The organism is Rhizomonospora bruguierae, from assembly GCF_018397995.1.
Lineage (GTDB): Bacteria > Actinomycetota > Actinomycetes > Mycobacteriales > Micromonosporaceae > Rhizomonospora > Rhizomonospora bruguierae.
In genome coordinates, this window is record NZ_BBQH01000122.1 from 1 (window position 1) to 3,411 (window position 3,411).

3 protein-coding genes are annotated in these 3,411 nt (G+C 65.9%); all 3 read left to right on the plus strand.

The annotated features are described in order from the left end of the window. The first annotated feature begins 48 nt into the window (after positions 1 to 48). The gene (locus KJS59_RS30255; protein WP_213457362.1) at positions 49 to 1,167 is read left to right on the plus strand and encodes an ISAs1 family transposase; all 1,119 of its coding nucleotides are present in this window, start codon (positions 49 to 51) and stop codon (positions 1,165 to 1,167) included. Between the two features lie 313 nt (positions 1,168 to 1,480). Beyond that, on the plus strand, positions 1,481 to 1,765 hold the full coding sequence (locus KJS59_RS30260) for a hypothetical protein (RefSeq protein WP_213457364.1): 285 nt from the start codon (positions 1,481 to 1,483) through the stop codon (positions 1,763 to 1,765). Between the two features lie 188 nt (positions 1,766 to 1,953). After that, positions 1,954 to 3,411: DNRLRE domain-containing protein (locus tag KJS59_RS30265; RefSeq protein WP_249715165.1), on the plus strand; the 1,458-nt coding region annotated here is incomplete at its 3' end.

The following is a 3,411-nucleotide window of genomic DNA, read 5'->3' on the forward strand; positions in this document are numbered from 1 at the left end:
TCAGTCTCCCATGCTGTCGCAGGTGTCGTCACGGATGAGCGTGGGGAGGTGGACTCCGGGCAGGTCGCGGCGCTGGCCGTGTTGTTCGCGCAGGTCTCCGATCCGCGTAAGGGGCGGGGTGTGCGTCATCGCCTGCCTGCGGTGTTGACCGTGTTGACGTTGGCGTTGTTGTGCGGGGCGCGGAACTTCCGGCAGGCTGCGGACCGGGTCGCCGAGTTGCCGCAGGGGTTGCTGGCCGCGGCGGGTGCGCGTCGGCATCCGGTGCTGGGGATCCGGGTCGTGCCAGGCCGGGACACGCTGCGTCGGCTGGCCGAAACGGTCGACGCGGCTGTGGTGGACCGTCTGGTCTGTGCGTGGCTGGCCGCCCGGCTCGGCGATCCGGCCGGGATCGGCCTGGCGTTGGACGGGAAGACTGTTCGGCACTCCAGTGGCGGCAGCGGTCTCGACGTGCAGTTGTTCTCGGCGATGAGGCACGACACCACGGTGGTCATCGCGCAGGTCCAGGTCCCGGCCGACACCACCGAGGTCACCCAGATCGCGGCCCTGCTGGACCCGATCGACGTGGCCGGGATGGTCATCACCGCCGACGCGGCGCATCCCAGCAGCGACACCGCCGGCTACCTGCGAGGACGCCACGCGGACTACGTGTTCACCGTCAAGGCCAACAAGCCCGCCCTCCTCGCGGCGATCACCGGTCGGCTCCCCGCGGCGACCGCCGCCACCAGCGCCGATGTCAGTACCGAACGCCGTAACGGCTACCGGATCACCCGCACGATGTGGACCGCACCCGCCACCGGCATCGACTTCCCCGGCGCGGTCCAGGTGTTCCGGCTGCGCCGCGACGTCTACGCCGCGGACGGGCAACGCGTCAGCAAGCAGATCATTCACGGGATCACCAGCCTGACCAGCACCGCAGCCGAGACCGCCGCCCATGTACGGGGCCATTGGTGGATTGAGAACAAAATCCACTGGGTCCGCGACGTCCTGTTCGGCGAGGACACCCACCACGCCTACCTCGGTGGTGTCGCCCACGCGATGGCCGCCCTACGCAACCTCGCCATCGCCTTGATCCGCCTCGCCGGACACACCAAGATCAAACAGGTCATGGAACGTCACCACGCCGACAAGATGCTCATTCCCGCCCTGCTCAACGCATCCCGTCCATGATCAACTGACTTTGCTTTGGCTCTGGGAGACTGACACGAGCGGCCTTTCTTGCAGACGACGGCTGGCGTAGAGAACCGTCATCGTCTACTAAGGAAGGCCGCGCTCGTACACCAACCCCGTCATCAGGCCCAACAAAGATCAACTAACTTTGCTTTGGCTCTGCCCTCAATGCGTGCTCAGACCAGCCAGCCTCGCAGCGTTCCGCCGGTGGCGGCCGTACACATGGTCGGATCGGCCGTTCGTAGCACGCCCTTGGTCAGAGCTGCTCGATTGGTACTGGTCGTTAGCGGAACGCCGTCCGGAGCACCTCGCCATGATCGAGATCATCGACAGTGTGACCCACTCCGGTGTCGCGGGCAATCTCGCCGCCAACTACTCGATCAGCGGACTCCATTTTGTCGACATCGAACACTGCCAGCCGCCATACTCCGTGGTCACAATCGAGACGTATGGCTGGGGAAAGAAATGCCAGCCGGTAGTGGTGATGTGGTATCAGGCTGGCAGCGGGCTCCGCGACGAAATCGTCCGGCCCATCGACAAGGCGGTGCCGCTGTTCTGGCGGTTCACCGGCGAGAAATTCAATATTGCGCCACGGTAGGGGCTAGATGATGCCGCCTGCCCTTTCGCCGGTTTTGCCGCCGGGAGTCGAGTTGCTCTACCGCCGATGAGAGAGATCATTGACGGCCGCCTCTATTGATGGTTACGCTCCCGCCGCGTGTCTGTGCGATGAGTGGCGGGGGGCTTGCGTTGCGTGTTCGAGCGGGTGGGCGTCGGCTGGCGTTGGTGATGACGTCGGTCCTGGCCGGGTCGGTCTTGGCGGTTCCTGTGCTTGCCGGCCGCGTCGATGGACAGGATGCGCCGCCTCCGTCGGCCTCTGACAGCTTGAGCCTTGCCGCGGATGCCATGTTGGAGGCGCCTGATCAGGCCAGTGCGATGCTGCTGGCATACCGGAAGCGGCGGTCGGTTGAGGTGACCGGGTTGCGGACGCCGACGGCGCAGGTGTGGGCGCAGCCGGATGGGACGTTGCAGTCGCGGGTTCATGTGTCTCCGGTGCGGATGCTGGACGCGGCGAATCGGTGGGTGGATATCGATCTGACGTTGGAGCGCCGTGCTGACGGGTCGGTGGTGCCGAAGGCGCATCCGCGTGGATTGACGTTGTCCGGTGGGCACGACGCTGGTTCGGATGATCTGGTGGTGTTGGGCGGCGGCGCTGACCGGGTGCGGTTGGGGTGGCGTGGCCAGTTGCCGGCGCCGGTCCTGGATGGAGCGACCGCGACCTATGTGGACGTGCGACCAGGCGTGGACCTGGTGGTTGAGGCGCGGCGCACGGGGTTTGAGTACTCGTTCCGGATCAAGACGCTGCAGGCGGTGGGCGAGCTGCGGTCGGTGTCGATGCCGTGGCAGTCGGCGGCCACGCTGACCGGTGGGCGGGCAGGGGCGAGTCTGACTGGTCAGGCCCCGTCAGGGTCGGTGGTGAGTGTGTCGCCGGCGGTAATGTGGGACGCCTCCCCAATGACCGCGCACTCTGGTGAACGCCCGCGTACGGCTGAGGTGCCGATGTCCCTGGTCGCGACCGATTCGGGGACGGATCTGGTGTTGTCGCCCGGTGAGGAGTTCTTCGCGGATCCGGCGGTGACGTTCCCGGTGACGGTTGACCCGTCGGTGAACTTGGAGCCGGGATTCGACACGTTCGTGCAGGACACGATCTCGAACACGGATCAGTCCGGGTCGACTGAGTTGAAGCTCGGGTACAGCGACGATGCGACGAAGGGCTGCGGGGGTGGATGCAAGGCGCGGTCGTTCCTGACGTTCAAAAGCCTGAACGCGTACTGGGACAGCACGGTGACGAAGGCGGAGTTGTTTCTGTGGGAGACGGTCTCGTGGTCGTGCACCGGGGCGTCGTGGGAGGCGTGGCGTACTGGGGCGGCGAGCACGTCGACACGGTGGGGTGCGCAGCCGGCCTGGTCGGCGAAGGACGGGACCTCGACCGCCACGAAGGGTTACAGCGGCTGCGCAGCCGGGTGGGTGTCGGTGTCGGTGAAGAACATCCTGCAGTACAGCTTCACCAACCACCAGGCCACCGCGAACATCGGGCTACGGGCGTCCAGCGAGACCAACCACGACGGGTGGAAGAAGTTCAACTCGTCGGAGGCCTCGTCCAAGACCCCCTACATCGAACTGACGTACAACCGCACGCCAAACGTGCCGAACGCCCAGAAGATCAGTCCGTGCTTTTCGGCCTGT